Origin of the sequence: Ideonella oryzae (genome assembly GCF_024055665.1) — a bacterium.
Taxonomy (GTDB): domain Bacteria; phylum Pseudomonadota; class Gammaproteobacteria; order Burkholderiales; family Burkholderiaceae_C; genus Ideonella; species Ideonella oryzae.
The window spans coordinates 183,995-197,849 of sequence record NZ_JAMXMC010000007.1 but is presented as its reverse complement, the minus strand read 5'-3'; the positions used below and the strand labels follow the sequence as shown (position 1 = coordinate 197,849).

The window sequence follows — 13,855 nt, the reverse complement described above, 5'->3', positions numbered from 1 at the left end:
CCATGGCCGATCCCCTCACCCCTTCGCCTGCCGCTGCTCCCGCTGCCGCCCCTGCGCCGACCGGTCTGGCCGGGCTGAAGATCCAGCGGGGCGGCGCCGCCCCCCGGCGCCGCCGCCGCTGGCCGGGGGTACTGGCGGTGGTGGTGGCCATCGCGGTGGCGGTGGGCCTGTTCGGGCCCCACACCACCGAGGTGCAGGCCACCGCGGTGCAGACGGCCTACGGTTCGCAGCAGTACAACCTGCTGGCCGCCTCGGGCTATGTGGTGGCCCAGCGCCGCGCGGCGGTGGCGTCCAAGGCCACCGGCCGGCTGGTGGAACTGGCAGTGCGCGAGGGCAGTGTGCTCAAGAAGGGCGAGCTGATCGCGCGGCTGGATGCGTCGGACGTGCTGGCCTCGCTGTCGGCCAGCCAGGCCGGGGTGCAGCAGGCCGAGGCGGCGCTCAGGCAGGCCCAGGCCAGCCAGGCACAGGCCCAGGCCCAGCAGGCCCTGGCCGAGGACAACCTGCGCCGCACCGAGGGCCTGGCGGCCCAGAACTTCGTCTCGCCCCAGGCGGTGGAGACGGCCCGCACCCAGGCCCGGGCGGCCCAGGCCGCCACCGCCGCCGCCGTGGCCGGCGTGGGCACCGCACGCGCCGGCCTGGCCCAGGCCCAGGCCCAGGTGCAGGTCCAGCAGGTCAACCGCGACTTCACCGAGATCCGCGCGCCCTTCGACTGCGTGGTGCTGGTCAAGAACGCCAATGTGGGCGACCTGATCACCCCCTTCTCCAATGCCTCGGGCACCTCGGGCGCGGTGGTGACGGTGGCCGACATGTCCACGCTGGAGGTCGAGGCCGATGTCTCCGAATCGAACGTGGCCCAGGTCAAGCCCGATCAGCCGGTGGAGATCACGCTGGACGCCATTCCCGGCGTGCGCTTTCGCGGCAGCGTCTCGCGCATCGTGCCCACGGTGGACCGGGCCAAGGCCACGGTGATGACCAAGGTGCGCTTCGAGCAGCTGGACCCGCGCATCCTGCCGGAGATGAGCGCCAAGGTCAGCTTCCTGTCCCAGGCCGTCAGCGCCACCGACCAGCAGCCGGTGCTGGCCGTGCCGCCGCAGGCCATCGTCCCGCGCGACGGCCACGAGGTGGTCTTCCGCATCGGCGCCGACGACAAGGCCGGCGCCGTGACCGTGGCCAAGGGCCGCACCCTGGGCGACGTGGTCGAGCTGCGCCAGGCTGGCGGGCTGAAGGCCGGTGACCGCCTGGTGCTCTCGCCGCCCGAAGGCCTGAAGGACCAGGCGCGGGTCAAGGTGGCCGCCGCGGGAGCCAAGTGAATGGCCGCTGATCCCACGCCGCTGATCCGCATCCGCTCGCTGGGCAAGCACTACCGGCGCGGCGACCAGACCATCCCCGTGCTGCTGGACATCCACCTCACCGTGATGCCCGGCGAGTTCATCGCGCTGATGGGCCCTTCCGGCTCGGGCAAGAGCACCCTGCTCAACCTGATCGCCGGCATCGACAGCCCCAGCAGCGGCACCATCGAGATCGGCGGGGTGGACATCGCCACCCTCAGCGAAGGCCAGCTGGCCGACTGGCGGGCCCAGAACGTCGGCTTCATCTTCCAGTTCTACAACCTGCTGCCGGTGCTCAACGCCTGGGAGAACGTGGAGCTGCCGCTGCTGCTCACCCCGCTGTCGGCACGCGAGCGGGCCGAGCGGGTGGAGACCGTGCTGGCCATGGTCGGGCTGACGGACCGCGCCGACCACTACCCCAACGAGCTCTCCGGCGGCCAGCAGCAACGCGTGGCCATCGCCCGCGCCCTGGTGACCGACCCGGCCCTCATCGTGGCCGACGAGCCCACCGGCGACCTGGACCGCGCCACCGGTGAGGAGGTGCTGACGCTGATGGACGCGTTGGTGCGCGAACTGGGCAAGACCATCGTGATGGTCACCCACGACCCCAAGGCCGCCGCCCGGGCCCACCGCATGGTGCACCTGGAAAAGGGCGTGCTGGTGGACGAGGCGCCGGCGTGAGCGCCGGATCGGTGGCGACATGTTCTTGTTGAAGCTGCTGCTGCGCAACGCCTTCCGCCACCGGCTGCGCACCGGGCTGACCATCCTCGGCCTGGTGGTGGCCATCACCGCCTTCGGCCTGCTGCGCACCCTCATCAACGCCTGGTACGCGGGCGTGGAGGCCAGCTCCAGCACCCGCCTGGTCACCCGCAGCGCCATCTCGCTGACCTTCGCCCTGCCGCTGAGCTACGCCCCGCGCATCAAGGCGGTCGATGGCGTCACCGCGGTCAGCTGGGCCAACTGGTTCGGCGGCATCTACCAGAGCGAGAAGAACTTCTTTCCCCAGTTCGCGGTGGAGCCTGCCAGCTACCTGCAGCTCTACCCCGAGTACGTGCTCAAGCCCGAGGAGAAAGAGGCCTTCCTTCGCGACCGCCAGGGTGCGGTGGTGGGCCGCAAGCTGGCCGCCCAGTACGGCTGGAAGATCGGCGACCAGATCCCCTTGCGCGGCACCATCTACCCCGGCACCTGGACCTTCACGCTGCGCGGCATCTGGACCGGCGCCGAGGCCAGGACCGACGAGAACCAGATGCTCGTCCACTACGAGCTGGTCAACGAGAGCATCAAGCAGCGCTTTCCCGGCCGCGGCGACAGCACCGGCGCCTTCATCGTCGGCATCGACCAGCCGGCCAATGCCGCCCTCATCTCGCAGCACATCGACGCCGAGTTCCGCAACTCCCTGGCCGAGACCCTGAGCGAGACCGAGGCCGCCTTCCAGCTCAGCTTCGTCTCGATGAGCGACGCCATCCTGGCGGCCATCCAGGCGGTGAGCTTCATCATCATCGTCATCATCATGGCGGTCATGGCCAACACCATGACCATGACCGCGCGCGAGCGCCTGTCCGAGTACGCCACGCTCAAGGCCCTGGGCTTCCCGCCGCGCTTCGTCGTCGCCCTGCTCTTCGGCGAAAGCCTGCTGATCGCGGTGATCGGCGGCGCGCTGGGCCTCTTGGCCACCTTCCCCGCGGTGGCCGGCATCGCCCACGCGCTGGGCAGCTTCCTGCCGGCCTTCCACATCACGCCGCTGACCATGGGCCTGCAGATCGGCGCGGCCCTCCTGGTGGGCACGGTGGCCGCGGCCTGGCCGGCCTGGCGCATGAGCCACATCGACATCGTCAGCGGCCTGAGGTTCATGGCATGAGGGGGCTCGCATGAAGGCCGTGCCGCTGTCCTACATCGCCCGCAACCTCTGGGTGCGGCGCGTCACCACCCTGCTCACCGCCAGCGGCATGGCCCTGGTGGTCTACACCTTCGCCACCGTGCTGATGATGAGCGAGGGCATCCGCGCCACCCTGGTGGCCACCGGCCGGCCCGACAACGTCATCGCCCTGCGCAAGGGCTCGCCCTCGGAGATCAGCAGCGGCGTGGACCGCACCCAGGCCGCCGTCCTGGCCAGCCTGCCGGGCATCGCCCGCGGGGCCGACGGCCAGCGCCTGGCCAGCGCCGAGACCGTGGTGCTCAACGCCCTGCCCAAGAAGGACAGCGCCAAGGCCGGCAACCTGACCATGCGCGGCACCTCGGCCGCCGGCCTGGCGCTGCGGCCCCAGGTGCAGCTTGTGGCCGGGCGCATGTTCCGCCCCGGCAGCGCCGAGATCATCGTCGGCCGCGCCGTCAGCGACGGCTTTGCCGGCGCCCTCTTGGGCCAGAGCCTGCGCTTTGCCGGGCGCGAGTGGCGCATCGTCGGCATCTTCGACGCCGCCCACACCGCCTTCGACAGCGAGATCTGGGGCGATGTGGACGTGATGATGCAGGCCTTCCGCCGCAGCGCCTACTCGGTGGTGCTCTGGCGCCTGGCCGACCCGGACGGCTTCGCCCGCCAGCAGACCGTCATCGCTGCCGACCCGCGGCTGACGGTGGAGGCCAAGCCCGAGGTGCAGTTCTACGAGGAGCAGAGCCAGGCCCTGGCCACCTTCATCCGCATCCTGGGCACGGCGCTGTCCATCATCTTCAGCATCGGTGCGGTGGTGGGGGCGATGATCACCATGTTCGCCGCCGTCTCGCAGCGCACCGGCGAGATCGGCACGCTGCGCGCCCTGGGCTTTCGCCGCGGCGCGGTGCTGGTCGCCTTCCTGGGCGAGAGCCTGCTGCTGGCCCTCGTGGGCGGCCTGATGGGCCTGGCCGGCGCCAGCCTGATGCAGACGGTCAACATCAGCACCACCAACTTCCAGACCTTTGCCGAGCTGGCCTTCCAGTTCAAGCTGACGCCCGGCATCGTCGTGCAGACCCTGGTCTTCGCGCTGGCCATGGGCTTTGTCGGCGGCTTCATCCCCGCCTGGCGGGCCGCCCGGCTGCAGATCGTCGACTGTCTGCGGGCGGCGTGATCGGCGGCCCATCCGACGCCGGGGGCCGGGTGGCGGGCGCCTCGCCCAGCAGGTAGCGCGCGCCGGGGCCGCGCACCGCGGCCGCGTCCTCGGCGTTGTACAGCGCGCAGCTCTTGAGCGACAGGCAGCCGCAGCCGATGCAGCTGCCCAGGCGGTCGCGCAGCCGCGTCATGGCCGCGATGCGTTCGTCCAGCAGCGTCTTCCAGCCGCGCGACAGTCGCTCCCAGTCGGCCTTGGTGGGCGTGCGGCCCTCGGGCAGGCTGGCCAGCGCGGCGCGGATCTCCTCCAGCGACAGGCCCAGGGTCTGGGCCGCGCGGATGAAGGCCAGCCGGCGCAGGTCGGCCCGCGTGTAGCGCCGCCGGCCCGAGGCGCTGCGCTGCGAGGCCATCAGCCCCTGTTGCTCGTAGAAGCGGATCGCGCTGGGCGCCAGGCCGGCGCGCCGGGCCAGCTCGCCGATGCTCAGGGCCTGCGTGGCCTGCGCTCGCTCGGCCGGCAGGGGGGAGGCGGAAGAGTCGCTTGACATGAAGTTCACTTTAACTTGCACGATGGCACCCATCTTCCCACCTTGCCGATGCGCCCGCCATGACCGCTGCCCTTTCCGCCCTGGCCCGTCAGGCCTCCGCCGCCTTGCCCTTTCCGCCGTCCCGGGTGCCGCCATCGCAGCTGCCCCCCGGGGCTCTCAGCCGGCCGGTGGCCCGGTCCCGCACCGCCCTGCAGGCGCTGCTGGACCGCTGCGCCACCCTCGACCCCGACCTGCCCAACGGCTACACCAACCACCTCCCCATGGCCCTGCATGCCCTGGCCCGCCTGGGGGCCGATGCCGACCGGCTCGAGGCCTTCACCCACCACTACCTGAGGCGTCAGGGTCTGGACTGGGTGGAGCAGGGCGCCCCCGAGCCAACCTCCGCCCGGGTGCTGCCGGGTTGGCAACGCCTGCGGGGTCAGCCCGAGGCCTACGGCCCGCTGCGCGAGGCCATGGCCCAGGGCCTGGCCCTGCATGGCACCGGGCCCTGGGTGCGCGGCGTGCTGCCCGCGCTCTGGCCGGGCCTGGGCGCGGCCGCGCTGCACGGCCCCATCCGCGTGGCCCATGCGCTGCAGGCCGGCCATGCCGGTGAGCTGGCCTCGGCCCTGGCCTTCTGGGCCAGCCGCTGGCGGCCTCTGCCGGCGGTCACGGCGGTGGCGGCCACCGATCCCCTGCCCTGGGCCGACTGGGCCGTGGCGCTGCAGTCCGCCGCCGGCCGCCTGGCGCTGGAGGCGTCCTCGATCAGCCGCTGCCTGGCCGAGGCCGGCCGCAGCCCGCTCTACCGGGATCTGCTGGCCTCGGCGCCGCAGACCCTGCCACTGGGCGAGGCCCTGGCCCGGTGGGTGCCGCTGGCCCTGCAGGGTTATGCCCTGAGCGGCGATTTCACGGTGCTGCACCTGGTCACCGGCCTGCGGGCGGTGCGGGTGCTGCTGCCCTGGCTGCCGCCGCAGACCGATGCCGGCGTGCTGTGGCGGGTGGGGGTGGCGGGCTGGCTGGCCGCGCCGCTGCACCGCGCATCACCTCGCGCGCTGCCCGCGCCCGACACGCTGCCCGGCTGGCCGGCCCTGCGCGCGGCCGCCTGTGCCCAGGACAACGACCATGTGATCAAGCTGGTGCAGGCCTGCCAGGACCATGCGGCCCACGGCCTGGCCGACGGGGGCCTGTGCCGGCAGGCGGCTGCGCGGGCGCTGGCGCCCCGGTCCCGTCCGGCCGCATCAGCCGGGCCTTGAGGAAGTCGATCAGCACCCGCACCCGCAGCGGCAGGTGTTCGCGCGAGGGATAGAGCAGCCACACCGCGCTGTCGAAGTGCGAGGCGGTCACCTCGTGCTGCGGAAACAGGTCCACCAGCCGGCCGGCGGCCAGGTCCTCGGCCACCAGCCACTCGGCCAGCAGCACCGGGCCCAGGCCGTCCCGCGCCGCCTGGTGCAGGGCCAGCGCGGTGGACAGGGTCAGCCAGCCCTTCACCGGCACCGCCTCCACCGGGCCTGCGCCGCCCTCGCGGAAGCGCCACAGCGTGGCAAAGCCCGGCAGTGGAAAGCGCAGGCAGTCGTGATGGCCCAGTTCGGCCGGCGTGGCGGGGCGGCCGTGGCGGGCCAGGTAGTCCGGGCTGGCGCAGACCCGGTAGCGCATGGCCTGCAGCTGCAGGCCCACCAGCGAGCTGTCGGTGGGCGGGCCCAGGCGCAGGGCCAGGTCCACGCGTTCGGCCAGCAGGTCCACCACCTGGTCGCTGAACTGGAGGTCCAGCGACAGGCCCGGGTGTTCGCGGTGCAGCGCTGGCAGCAGGGGCAGCAGCAGATGCTGGCCATAGGTCACGGAGGTGGTCAGCCGCACCCGGCCGTGGGCTTGGCCGCTCCGGTCGCGCGCTGCTTCGCTGGCCTCGTCCAGCAGGGCCAGGGCTTCCCGGGCACGCAGCAGAAAGGCCTCGCCCGCCTCGGTCAGGGCCAGGCGCCGGGTGGTGCGCTGGAGCAGGCGCACGCCCAGGGTCTGCTCCAGCCCGGCCACCGCACGGGTCACGGCCGAGGGGGCCACATTGCGCTGGCGGGCCACCGCGGCAAAGCTGCCCTGGTCGATCACGTCCACAAAGGTCTTGAGCTGCTCGGTGTCCATGGTGGGGTGGGTTTATTGCGAATCCTGCAATGGTTCATGGCAGTTTGGCAGGTTTTTCTTGCGCTTCAAGGCGGGAACACTGGCTTCATCGGGCTGATGTCCAGCCCGACGGATTGTCTGGAGCCCTTGTCATGAGCACACCTCACCTCACCCCCTTTCCCGTCCACACCGTGGACAGCGCCCCCGTGGGCTCACGCGAGCTGCTGCGCTCGGCCGAACAGGCCTGGGGTTTTCTGCCCAAGCTGCATGCGGTGCTGGCCGAAAGCCCGGCCGCGCTGGAGGCCTACATGACCCTGTTCCGTCTGGTGGGCGAGAGCAGCCTGAGCGCCCAGCAGCAGCAGGTGGCCTACCTCACCGTCAGCGCCCTGCACGGCTGCCGCTACTGCGTGGCCGGCCACACCTACCTGGCCCAGCAGGCCGGTCTGCCCTCGGCGGTGGTGCAGGCCCTGCGTCGGGGCGAGCCCATCACCACCGACGACCGCCTGGAAGCCCTGCGACGCTTCGTCACCCGGCTGGTGCTGGACCGCGGTCAGGTGGCGCCCGAGGAGGTGGCCGCCTTCCATGCTGCTGGCCACACCCGCCAGAACCTGCTGGAGCTGATCACCCTGGTGGCCACCAAGACCATCTCCAACTACGCCAACCACCTGGCCTTGACGCCGGCCGAGGCCTTCATGGCCGACCCGGCTTATGCCTGGGCGCCGCCCCAGACCGACGCGGCGCTGGCCTGAGCCCGGTCACCGTCTGTCCGTCCGGGCCGCCGTCCATGCGGCCCGGACGGCGTCTGGTCCCCTGGGGGTGGCGTTGGCGCGGGGCGCGTCCCACACTGCGCCCATTCACCACCCACCGGGAGACTTCCATGTCCGATGCCGACGACCTGGCCAAGCTGGCCGACCTGCATGCCCGCGGCCAGCTCTCCGACGACGAATTCACCCGTGCCAAGGCGCGGCTGCTGCGTGGCGAGCCGCCGGTCAACGCCTTCGCCCAGAGCGTCAACGGCCTGCGCCGCAGCCGCGAGGACCGCTGGCTGGGCGGCGTTTGCGGTGGCCTGGCCGAGATCACCGGCCTGGCCTCGTGGATCTGGCGCCTGATCGCGGTGCTGCTGGTGCTGTTCGGCGGCACCGGCCTGCTGCTCTACGTGCTGCTGTGGGTCTTCGTGCCGGAGGCGCCGCGGTGTACGTCGGCCGGCTACAGTCCAGGGCATTGAAGCCGTCCGATCTCTCCGCCTCATGCCGTCTGCCGCGCTGCGCGTCCTGATTCTCCAGCCCCAGAACGGCGATGGGCCCTCCCATCTGGCCCATGCCTTGCGGCAGTGGCGGCAGCCCTTCACGCTGTGCCTGGCGGGCGACGGCGACCCCGTGCCCGCCTCGGCATCCGACTGGGATGCCATCGCCATGCTGGGCGGCACGATGAGCGTGAATGACGACCTGCCTGCGCTGCGCCAGATCGAAGCCCTGATGCGCGAGGCGGTCGGGCTGGGCGTGCCCATCCTGGGCCACTGCCTGGGCGGACAGATGCTGGCCCGGGTCCTGGGGGCCACCGTCCGCGACAACGACGAACCCGAGATCGGCTGGGTGCAGATCGAGACCACCGCCGATCCGCAGGCCGCCGCCTGGCTGGGGCCGCGCACCACGCTGCCGGTCTACCACTGGCACATCCAGACCTTCGCCCTGCCACCCGGGGCCACCCTGCTGGCAGGCAACCGGGCCTGCGCGCACCAGGCCTTCGCCTTCGGGCCGCACCTGGGCATGCAGTTTCACATCGAGGTGGACGCCGAGAAGCTCGACCGCTGGTGCGCCGAGGCTCCGGCCGACGGCCACCCGCTGCGCGTCCACCCGCATGTGCAGGGCGAGGCCGCGATGCGCGCCGACACGGCCCGCTTCCTGGCCGACAGCCAGGCCACCGCCGAGCGCATCTACCACCGCTGGCTGGCCCTGGCGCAGGCCCGGCGCAGCGGGCCGGCCTGAAGGCCGCCGCGCTCAGTCCAGCTTCAGCGCCGCGGTCAGGTCGCCCATGGCCGGCTGGCCATGGACCTTCAAGGCCTCGTCGCGGGTGTGCAGCCCGGCCAGCGTGGGCAGGCCGAAGCGCCGGGTGATCAGGCGCAGCACCGAGCCGGTGTCGTAAGGCGTGGGGTCCACCGTGCCCTTCTTCGCGAAGGGCGAGATGACGATGGCCGGGATGCGGGTGCCGGGGCCCAGCTTGTCGCCCACCGGCGGGGCCACGTGGTCCCACTGGCCGCCGTTCTCGTCGTAGGTCACCACGATGACCATCTGCTTCCATTGCGGGCTGGCCTGCAGGCGGCGCACCAGGGCGGCGATCTGGCGGTCGCCATCGGCCACGCTGGCATAGCCCGGGTGCTGGTTGTACAAGCCCTCGGGCTTGTAGAAGGCCACCGGCGGCAGGCTGCCGGCGGCCGCGGCGCGCAGCAGGTCGCGGCCGTCCTGCAGGTGGGCGGCGCGGGCCTCCGGGTGGCGCAGCGGGTCCATCGCCGCGTAGTAGTTGAAGGGCTGGTGGTGCGGCTGGAAGCCCACCGCCGCGGGCGAGGTCACGCCGGTCTTGTCGCTGGCGTAGATCACCCGGCGCGGGGCGCCGGCGGGCTGCTGGCCGTCGGCCACCGCCTCGGCCCAGGCCCCGGCGTACCAGGCCCAGCCGATGCCCTTGGCGCTCAGCAGGTCGCCGATGGTGGGGGTGGTCTGCGGTGGCAGCGTGGTGGGCTTGGCCGGGTTGGCCGCCATCGGCGCCTGGGCGGCATCGGCCGGCGGGTTGCCGCTGGGCTGCCAGGCCGGTTGCATGGTGTTGACGGCGCGGAAGCTGCCGTCGCCGAAGTAGTTCTTCGGTGTCAGGTTGCCGGAGTGGACGAAGATGGGTCGCCCGTCCATGGCCGAGGCCGGGCTCTTGGCCGACACGGCCAGGCGCGGCAGGTAGCCGCCCTGGGCGTCGCGTTCCAGCTCGGCGACGCTGGGTTTGGCCGGCGCGGTGTCCGCGTTCGGGTACTCCGGCGCACAGGCGCAGATCAGGTACTGGTGGTTCAGGAAGGAGCCGCCGAAAGCGCCCTGGAAGAAGTGGTCGGCCAGCACGTTCTCGCGCGCCAGCGCCGTCATGGCGGTCTCGCCGGTGTCGAAGTGGCCCATCACCAGGCCGCCGCTGTCGCCCCAGGCCACGAAGCCATCGTTGCGGCCGCCGTCGATCTGCATCTGGTTCTCGAAGAAGCGGTGGTACAGGTCGCGGGTGACGGTGTCCATGCCCAGGCGGGTGCCGAAGGCCTGGCCGATGTCGAAGGGCCGGTTGGGCAGGCCGGCGCTCTGGGCCTGCGTCACGGCCGGCAGCACGCCGGGCATGGTCACCCCGCCCCAGGTGGGCGGCAGGGTGGCCAGCAGGCTGCCGTCGCGGTCGCGCTGGGGCGCATAGGCCGCCGTGGGGCGGCCCTGGGCGTCCAGCACCGTGGCCAGGCCGTCGGCGCCGGGAAAGCGGCCGTAGAGGTTGTCGAAGGCGCGGTTCTCGGCGTAGATGACGACGATGTTCTGCACCTTCTCGCGCAGCGCGGTGGTCAGCGCATCGGGGTTGGCCGGGGCCGCGTGCGCATGCAGGGCGGTCAGCGCCGCCAGCGACAGGGCGCTGCGCAGCAGGAACAGGGTCGGGGTCTTCATTGCTCGGGCTCCCAAAGCCAACAGGCCGCACCCATGGCACCTTGCCAAAAGGACGCGGCGCGGCCCCCCGCTTCCGGAGGTGCCGCGCCGCGGATTTGACACCAGGCGGGTCAGGCCGGCATCAGAGGTTCAGCGCATTGGTCAGATCGCCCATGGGCTGACCGCCGTTGGCCTTCAGCGCCTCGTCACGTGCGCTCAGGCCCGGCAGGGTGGGCAGGCCGAAGCGGCGGGTGATCAGGCGCAGCACCGACGCGGTGTCGTACTGGGTGTGGTCCACCGTACCCTTCTTGGCATAGGGCGAGATGATGAGCGCCGGGATGCGGGTGCCCGGGCCCAGCTTGTCGGCGGCGGGCGGCGCCACGTGGTCCCACTGGCCACCGTTCTCGTCGTAGGTGATGACGATCACCATGTGCTTCCACTGCGGGCTGGCCTGCAGCTTGGCCACCAGGTCGGCGATCTTCTGGTCGGCGTCCGTCACGTTGGCGTAGCCGGGGTGCTGGTTGTACAGGCCTTCGGGCTTGTAGAAGGACACGGCCGGCAGGGTGCCGGCGGCGGCGTCGGCCACCAGGTCGGTGTAGTCCTTCAGGTGGTTGGCGCGGTCGGTGGCGTGGCTGACCGGGTCGAATTCGGCGTAGTAGTTGAAGGGCTGGTGGTGCGGCTGGAAGTCCACATTGGCGGTGGTGGCCACGCCGTAGCTGTTGCCCGCGTAGATGACCGAGCGGGTGTTGGTCGGAGCCTGTGTGCCGTCGTTGGTGGCAGCGTTCCAGGAACCCGCGTACCACTTCCAGCTCACGCCCTTGGTGCTCAGCAGGTCACCGATGTGGGTGGCCGTCTGGGCCGGCAGCGTGGTGCTCTTGGTGGCGTTGGCGTAGAGGCTGTCGTTGCCGCTCACGTCCACCGGCGCGTTGCCGCTGGGCTGGTAGGGCGGCTGCATGGTGTTGACGGCGTAGAACTTGTTGTCGCCGAAGTAGTTGGCCGGCGTGATGTTGCCGCTCAGCTGGAAGCTGGGCTTGCCGTCCATGGCCGATGCAGGGCTGGTGCCCGCCACGGTCAGGTTGTGGGTGTAGTTGCCACTCCCGTCCTTGTCCAGCACGGCGATGCTGGGGGCGGCGGCGGCGGTGTCGGCGTTCGGATACTCCGGCGCGCAGGCGCAGATCAGGTACTGGTGGTTCAGGAAGGAGCCGCCGAAGGCGCCCTGGAAGAAGTTGTCGGCCAGGGTGTACTGCTGGGCCAGCTTGAACAGGGCCGAGTTGCTGGTGTCGAACTGGCCCATCACCATGGCGCCGGAGTCGGCCCAGGCGACGAACTTGTCGTTCTTGCCGCCGTTGATCTGCATCTGGTTCTCGAAGAACCGGTGGTACATGTCGCGGGTGACGGTGGTGAGGTCCAGCGTGGCGTTGGCCGAGGCCTGGAAGGCGGTCTCGACGCTGAAGGGCTGGTTGGCCAGGCCCGTGCTCTGGGCCTGGGTCACGGCCGGGGTGATGCCACCGGCGGTCACGCCGCCCCAGACCGGGGGCAGGGTCGACAGCGCGCTGCCGTCGCGGTCCACCTGGGCGATGTAGCCGCTGGTGGGCTTGCCGCTGCTGTCCATCACGGCCGACAGGCCGTTGGCGCCGGGGAAGTGGCCGAACAGGCTGTCGAAGGAGCGGTTCTCGGCGTAGATGACGACGATGTTCTGGATGTCCGACTGCAGGGCCTCGGTGGTGGTCTGGCTGCTGCCGTTGCAGCCGGTGGTGCCGAGGGTGGCGAGCAGGACCGCCGGGGCGGTCAGGGCACGCAGGGTGCGGATGTTTCCGATCATGGTGGGCAAGGCAGGGAGTTGAAACGTTCCCGCAGCATCGGCAGGCCCCGTGACAGTTCCGTGATGGGCCAGCGCGCTGTGCTGGCTCTCGGCCATGTCACTCGATGGACAGCTTCGCGGTCTTATCGTGTCACCTGTTGCATGACCCGATGTCCCGGACCCCTGTGAACGCCTTGTCCCGATTCCTGCGCCGCTGGCCGCTGGCGCTGGCCGCCACGCTGCTGTGCGCCACGGCGGCGCCTTCCTTCTACGGCACCCGCTTCGAGCACCAGCCCGATGCCGCCACGCTGACCGAGCTGGGCCGGGTGTTGTTCTTTGACCGCAGCCTCTCCGCCTCCGGCCGCATGGCCTGCGCGAGTTGCCACGATCCGGCCCATGCCTATGGCCCGCCCAACGGCCTGTCGGCCCAGAAGGGCGGTCCGCACCTGGACCAGGTGGGCCTGCGCCCGCCGCCTTCGCTGATGTACCGGGCGGCCACGCCCAGCTTCTCCGAGCACTACCAGGAGAGCGAGGGCGACGACAGCATCGACAACGGTCCCACCGGCGGCTTCACCTGGGACGGCCGCGCCGCCAGCGTGCATGACCAGGCGGCCCTGCCCCTGCTGGCGGCCAACGAGATGGCCAACGCCAACCCGGCCGAGGTCATCACCCGCCTGGCCCGCTCGCCCAGCGCCGCACCCTTTCAGGCCGCCTTCGGCCCGCATGTGCTGACCCAGCCCGAGCTGGCCTGGAAGGGCCTGCTGCTGGCGCTGGAGGTCTTCCAGCAGCATCCGCCCACCTTTTCGCCCTACAGCAGCAAGTACGACGCCTTCCTGCGTGGCCAGGTGCAGCTCGCACCGGCGGAGCAGCGTGGCTTCGAGGCCTTCAACGACCCGCGGCGCGGCAACTGCGCGAGCTGCCACATCAGCGCCATCAAGCGGGGCACCTGGCCGCGTTTCACCGACGACGGCCTGATCGCCCTGGGCGTGCCGCGCAACCGCAGCCTGCCGGCCAACGCCGACCCGGCCTTCTTCGACCTGGGCCTGTGCGGCCCGCTGCGCACCGATCTGAAGGACCACCCCGCGTACTGCGGCCTGTTCAAGACCCCCTCGCTGCGCAACGTGGCCACCCGGCAGGCCTTCTTCCACAACGGCGTCTACCACCGGCTGGACGAGGCGGTGCGCTTCTACACCTTGCGGGACACCCAGCCGCAGCGCGTCTACCGCGATGCCCAGGGCCGGCCCCAGCGCGTGCCCGACGACCTGCCCGCGGCCTACCGCGCCAACCTCAACCAGGACGCGCCCTTTGGCCAGAAGCCCGGTGACAAGCCGCGCCTGACCGAGGCCGAGGTGCAGGACATCGTGGCCTTTCTGAAGACGCTCAGCGACGGCTACGTGGTACCCAAGACCGGCACCGCGCTGGCGGCACGCTGAGCC

12 protein-coding genes are annotated in these 13,855 nt (G+C 71.6%); 8 read left to right on the top strand and 4 right to left on the bottom strand.

Going from position 1 to position 13,855, the window contains the following annotated elements; translation table 11 throughout:
• Positions 1 to 2: 2 nt before the first annotated feature.
• Genes M0L44_RS13550 through M0L44_RS13535 form a run of 4 tightly spaced genes read left to right on the top strand, consistent with a single transcriptional unit; the run spans position 3 to position 4,366 of the window.
• Complete coding sequence (locus M0L44_RS13550; RefSeq protein WP_252770227.1) at positions 3 to 1,310, top strand: efflux RND transporter periplasmic adaptor subunit; 1,308 nt, start codon at positions 3 to 5, stop codon at positions 1,308 to 1,310.
• Positions 1,311 to 2,009, top strand: coding sequence for an ABC transporter ATP-binding protein (locus tag M0L44_RS13545; protein ID WP_252770226.1), 699 nt, complete (start codon positions 1,311 to 1,313; stop codon positions 2,007 to 2,009). It begins immediately after the preceding gene.
• A 19-nt stretch (positions 2,010 to 2,028) separates the two neighbouring features.
• Positions 2,029 to 3,186: an ABC transporter permease gene (locus M0L44_RS13540; protein WP_252770225.1), complete on the top strand. Its 1,158-nt coding sequence runs from the start codon at positions 2,029 to 2,031 to the stop codon at positions 3,184 to 3,186.
• A gap of 10 nt (positions 3,187 to 3,196) precedes the next feature.
• Positions 3,197 to 4,366, top strand: coding sequence for an ABC transporter permease (locus tag M0L44_RS13535; RefSeq protein ID WP_252770224.1), 1,170 nt, complete (start codon positions 3,197 to 3,199; stop codon positions 4,364 to 4,366).
• Here M0L44_RS13535 and soxR read toward each other — a convergent pair.
• Together soxR and M0L44_RS13520 are read right to left on the bottom strand one after the other, a co-directional pair.
• Positions 4,308 to 4,889, bottom strand: a complete 582-nt coding sequence (gene soxR, locus M0L44_RS13530) for a redox-sensitive transcriptional activator SoxR (RefSeq protein ID WP_252770223.1) — start codon at positions 4,887 to 4,889, stop codon at positions 4,308 to 4,310. The genes M0L44_RS13535 and soxR overlap by 59 nt on opposite strands.
• A 1,104-nt stretch (positions 4,890 to 5,993) precedes the next feature.
• Positions 5,994 to 6,995, bottom strand: a complete 1,002-nt coding sequence (locus tag M0L44_RS13520) for a LysR family transcriptional regulator (protein WP_256490264.1) — start codon at positions 6,993 to 6,995, stop codon at positions 5,994 to 5,996.
• 131 nt (positions 6,996 to 7,126) lie between these two features.
• Here M0L44_RS13520 and M0L44_RS13515 point away from each other — a divergent pair, with 131 nt between their 5' ends.
• From M0L44_RS13515 to M0L44_RS13505, 3 genes are all read left to right on the top strand, one after another.
• Positions 7,127 to 7,723 (top strand): carboxymuconolactone decarboxylase family protein, encoded by a 597-nt coding sequence (locus tag M0L44_RS13515; protein WP_252770221.1) that lies wholly within the window; start codon positions 7,127 to 7,129, stop codon positions 7,721 to 7,723.
• A 128-nt stretch (positions 7,724 to 7,851) separates the two neighbouring features.
• Complete coding sequence (locus M0L44_RS13510; protein WP_252770220.1) at positions 7,852 to 8,199, top strand: PspC domain-containing protein; 348 nt, start codon at positions 7,852 to 7,854, stop codon at positions 8,197 to 8,199.
• 22 nt (positions 8,200 to 8,221) lie between these two features.
• Complete coding sequence (locus tag M0L44_RS13505; RefSeq protein WP_252770219.1) at positions 8,222 to 8,959, top strand: type 1 glutamine amidotransferase; 738 nt, start codon at positions 8,222 to 8,224, stop codon at positions 8,957 to 8,959.
• 12 nt (positions 8,960 to 8,971) lie between these two features.
• Here M0L44_RS13505 and acpA (M0L44_RS13500) read toward each other — a convergent pair whose 3' ends face one another.
• The gene (gene acpA, locus M0L44_RS13500; protein WP_252770218.1) at positions 8,972 to 10,639 is read right to left on the bottom strand and encodes an acid phosphatase; all 1,668 of its coding nucleotides are present in this window, start codon (positions 10,637 to 10,639) and stop codon (positions 8,972 to 8,974) included.
• Positions 10,640 to 10,760: 121 nt separating this feature from the next.
• Positions 10,761 to 12,440, bottom strand: a complete 1,680-nt coding sequence (acpA, locus tag M0L44_RS13495; protein ID WP_252770217.1) for an acid phosphatase — start codon at positions 12,438 to 12,440, stop codon at positions 10,761 to 10,763.
• A gap of 149 nt (positions 12,441 to 12,589) precedes the next feature.
• Here acpA (M0L44_RS13495) and M0L44_RS13490 point away from each other — a divergent pair, with 149 nt between their 5' ends.
• Positions 12,590 to 13,852 (top strand): cytochrome-c peroxidase, encoded by a 1,263-nt coding sequence (locus M0L44_RS13490; RefSeq protein WP_252770216.1) that lies wholly within the window; start codon positions 12,590 to 12,592, stop codon positions 13,850 to 13,852.
• Positions 13,853 to 13,855: the final 3 nt, after the last annotated feature.

What these genes read in the sequence shown, in the direction of transcription:
- acpA (WP_252770217.1), bottom strand. Translation starts at nt 12,440, where the DNA reads ATGATCGGAAACATCCGCACCCTGCGTGCCCTGACCGCCCCGGCGGTC.
- M0L44_RS13540 (WP_252770225.1), top strand. Translation starts at nt 2,029, where the DNA reads ATGTTCTTGTTGAAGCTGCTGCTGCGCAACGCCTTCCGCCACCGGCTG.
- M0L44_RS13515 (WP_252770221.1), top strand. Translation starts at nt 7,127, where the DNA reads ATGAGCACACCTCACCTCACCCCCTTTCCCGTCCACACCGTGGACAGC.
- M0L44_RS13535 (WP_252770224.1), top strand. Translation starts at nt 3,197, where the DNA reads ATGAAGGCCGTGCCGCTGTCCTACATCGCCCGCAACCTCTGGGTGCGG.
- M0L44_RS13545 (WP_252770226.1), top strand. Translation starts at nt 1,311, where the DNA reads ATGGCCGCTGATCCCACGCCGCTGATCCGCATCCGCTCGCTGGGCAAG.
- M0L44_RS13550 (WP_252770227.1), top strand. Translation starts at nt 3, where the DNA reads ATGGCCGATCCCCTCACCCCTTCGCCTGCCGCTGCTCCCGCTGCCGCC.
- soxR (WP_252770223.1), bottom strand. Translation starts at nt 4,889, where the DNA reads ATGTCAAGCGACTCTTCCGCCTCCCCCCTGCCGGCCGAGCGAGCGCAG.
- M0L44_RS13490 (WP_252770216.1), top strand. Translation starts at nt 12,590, where the DNA reads ATGTCCCGGACCCCTGTGAACGCCTTGTCCCGATTCCTGCGCCGCTGG.
- M0L44_RS13505 (WP_252770219.1), top strand. Translation starts at nt 8,222, where the DNA reads ATGCCGTCTGCCGCGCTGCGCGTCCTGATTCTCCAGCCCCAGAACGGC.
- M0L44_RS13510 (WP_252770220.1), top strand. Translation starts at nt 7,852, where the DNA reads ATGTCCGATGCCGACGACCTGGCCAAGCTGGCCGACCTGCATGCCCGC.
- acpA (WP_252770218.1), bottom strand. Translation starts at nt 10,639, where the DNA reads ATGAAGACCCCGACCCTGTTCCTGCTGCGCAGCGCCCTGTCGCTGGCG.
- M0L44_RS13520 (WP_256490264.1), bottom strand. Translation starts at nt 6,995, where the DNA reads ATGGACACCGAGCAGCTCAAGACCTTTGTGGACGTGATCGACCAGGGC.